At 67.8% G+C, this 2,657-nt stretch carries 3 protein-coding genes; 1 reads left to right on the top strand and 2 read right to left on the bottom strand.

Going from position 1 to position 2,657, the window contains the following annotated elements:
- Positions 1-39: 39 nt before the first annotated feature.
- Complete coding sequence (locus BRAS3809_RS27545) at positions 40-675, top strand: HAD-IA family hydrolase (protein ID WP_170323341.1); 636 nt, start codon at positions 40-42, stop codon at positions 673-675.
- Positions 676-707: 32 nt separating this feature from the next.
- Here BRAS3809_RS27545 and mtnA read toward each other — a convergent pair whose 3' ends face one another.
- Entirely contained in the window at positions 708-1,814 is a 1,107-nt protein-coding gene (mtnA, locus tag BRAS3809_RS27540; protein WP_008965282.1) for an S-methyl-5-thioribose-1-phosphate isomerase, read from the bottom strand.
- Between the two features lie 15 nt (positions 1,815-1,829).
- Positions 1,830-2,657: S-methyl-5'-thioadenosine phosphorylase (locus tag BRAS3809_RS27535; protein ID WP_035659014.1), on the bottom strand; the 828-nt coding region annotated here is incomplete at its 5' end.

The raw sequence follows: 2,657 nt of genomic DNA, 5'->3' as shown, positions 1-2,657 counted from the left end.
GCGATGGTCCGGGGAAGCGAACGAAGGATCGAGCAAGTGATGGTCGAGGCGGTGATCTTTGATTTCGGTGGCGTGATGACGACCTCGCCGTTCGAGGCCTTCGCGCGGTTCGAGAAGGAGCGCGGCTACCCCGTCGACATCATCCGCAAGACCAACGCCGCCAACCATCTCGAAAACGCCTGGGCCAAGTTCGAGCGCGCCGAGATCGATCTCGACACCTTCGACCGGCTGTTCGCCGAGGAGTCGCTGGCGCTCGGCGGCGCCGCGGTCAGCGGCCGCGAGGTGCTGCCGCTGTTGGCCGGCGACCTCCGCCCCGACATGGTCGAGGCGCTGCGGCGCATCAAGTCGGAGTGCAAGACCGGCTGCATCACCAACAACCTGCCGGCCAATGCGATCGGCAGCCAGGGCGGCCGCTCGTTCTACGTCGCCGAGGTGATGGCGCTGTTCGATCACGTGATCGAGTCGGCCAAGATCGGTCTGCGCAAGCCCGATCCGCGGATCTACCAGATGATGACCGACGCGCTCGGCGTCAGCCCGGCGGACTGCGTCTATCTCGACGATCTCGGCGTCAACCTGAAGCCGGCGCGCGAGATGGGCATGACCACGATCAAGGTGGTCAGCGCCGCACAGGCGATCACCGAGTTGGAGGCCGCGACGGGGCTCTCCTTGCGCTGACGGCCGTTTCGACGGCCTTGGCCATGGCGCGGCTAATGGTTCGTCTGCTTCGCCCGCTCCGGAAACGCCGCAGCGAGCGCCGCGCCATCGGCCCGCAGCACGCCACGCTCGGTGATCAGCCCCGTCACCAGCCGCGCCGGCGTGACGTCGAAGCCGTAGTTGGCGACCGGCGAGCCCGGCGGCACGATGCGCACCGTCTCGATGCGACCGTGGGCCGTGCGGCCCGTCATCTCGGTGACCTCCTGCGCGCTGCGCTGCTCGATCGGGATCTGCCGTCCCTCGGCAACGGCGAAGTCGATCGTCGGGGAGGGCAGCGCGACATAGAACGGCACGCCGTTGTCGTGCGCCGCCAGCGCCTTCAGGTAGGTGCCGATCTTGTTGCAGACGTCGCCATTGGCAGCGACGCGATCAGTCCCGACGATGGCGAGATCGACCATGCCATGCTGCATCAGATGGCCGCCGGTATTGTCCGGAATGACGGTATGCGCCACCCCGTGATGCCCGAGCTCCCACGCCGTGAGCGAGGCGCCCTGGTTGCGCGGCCGCGTCTCGTCGACCCAGACATGGACCGGAATGCCGCGATCATGGGCGAGATAGATCGGCGCGGTCGCCGTGCCCCAGTCGACCGTTGCGAGCCAGCCGGCATTGCAATGCGTGAGCACGTTCACGACCTCGCCCGGCGTCTTGCGCGCGGCCGCCGCCTCGATCAGCGCGAGACCATGCGCAGCGATGCCCTGATTGATCGTGACGTCCTCGCCGGCGATGTCCACTGCCCGGGAATAGGCCGCGTCCCGCCGCTCCGACGGCGCCAGTCGGCGCAGCATCGCGGCCATCGTATCGAGCGCCCATTTCAGGTTGATCGCGGTCGGCCGTGTCGCGATCAGCATCTCATAGGCGCGATCGATGCCGGGATCGGAGCGGTCGTCGCGCATCGCCAGCGCCATGCCGAAAGCAGCGGTGGCGCCGATCAGCGGCGCGCCGCGCACCAGCATGTGGCGGATGGCATCCGCCGCCTCTTCGCAGGTCGTGATCTTCGCCACCACGAACTCATGCGGCAGCCGCCGCTGATCGATCGCACAAACCGTCCAGCCGTCGGCATCGAGCCAGATGCTGCGATAATGCTTGCCGTCCACCTTCATGGTCTCGATCTCCCGTCAGCCGCGCAGAATGCGGCCCGCGACCGCATCGAGCTTCTTGAGGAGTTCGGGATCCCGCGCCTCCGGCGCGGTGATCAGGGCGGTGTCGAGCGCACGATCGGAGCCGATCGGACACGGCTCGTGCTCGCGCGGGAACTCGCGGGCCAGCCGCGCCACAAGCGCCTTGGCCTTGTCGGCATTGGTCGTCAGCACGCGGATGATGTCCTGCACCGTGACCGCGTCATGGTCCGGATGCCAGCAGTCGAAGTCGGTCACCATCGCAACCGTCGCGTAGCAGATCTCGGCCTCGCGGGCGAGCTTCGCCTCGGGCATGTTGGTCATGCCGATGACCGAGTAGCCGGCCGCCTTGTAGGTCATGCTCTCGGCATAGGTCGAGAATTGCGGTCCCTCCATGCAGACATAGGTGCCGCCACGCGCGACCGCGATCCCCTCGGCCTCGGCGGCTGCAGCGAGATGGATGCGCAGCCGCGGCGAGACCGGATGCGCCATCGAGACATGCGCGACGCAGCCTTTGCCGAAGAACGAGCTGTCGCGCTTGTAGGTGCGGTCGACGAACTGGTCGACCAGCACGAACGTGCCCGGCGGCAGTTCCTCCTTGAACGAGCCGCAGGCGGAGAGCGACACCAGGTCGGTGACCCCTGCCCGCTTCAGCACGTCGATATTGGCGCGATAGTTGATGTCCGAAGGCGACAGCCGGTGCCCCTTGTCGTGGCGCGGCAGGAACACGATCGGCAGGCCGGCGATGGTTCCGCGCCGCAACGGCGCCGACGGCTCGCCCCAGGGGCTCGCGATCGCCTCCTCGCGCGCGTCTTCCAGGCCCGGCAG

It is taken from the genome of Bradyrhizobium sp. STM 3809 (assembly GCF_000239795.1).
Taxonomy (GTDB): domain Bacteria; phylum Pseudomonadota; class Alphaproteobacteria; order Rhizobiales; family Xanthobacteraceae; genus Bradyrhizobium.
The sequence above is the reverse complement of the archived record's forward strand: the minus strand, read 5'-3'. Positions and strand labels throughout refer to the sequence as shown.

Bases quoted from the DNA above. Each gene is read 5' to 3' on its own strand.
- mtnA (WP_008965282.1), bottom strand. From the start codon at position 1,814: ATGAAGGTGGACGGCAAGCATTATCGCAGCATCTGGCTCGATGCCGAC.
- BRAS3809_RS27545 (WP_170323341.1), top strand. From the start codon at position 40: ATGGTCGAGGCGGTGATCTTTGATTTCGGTGGCGTGATGACGACCTCG.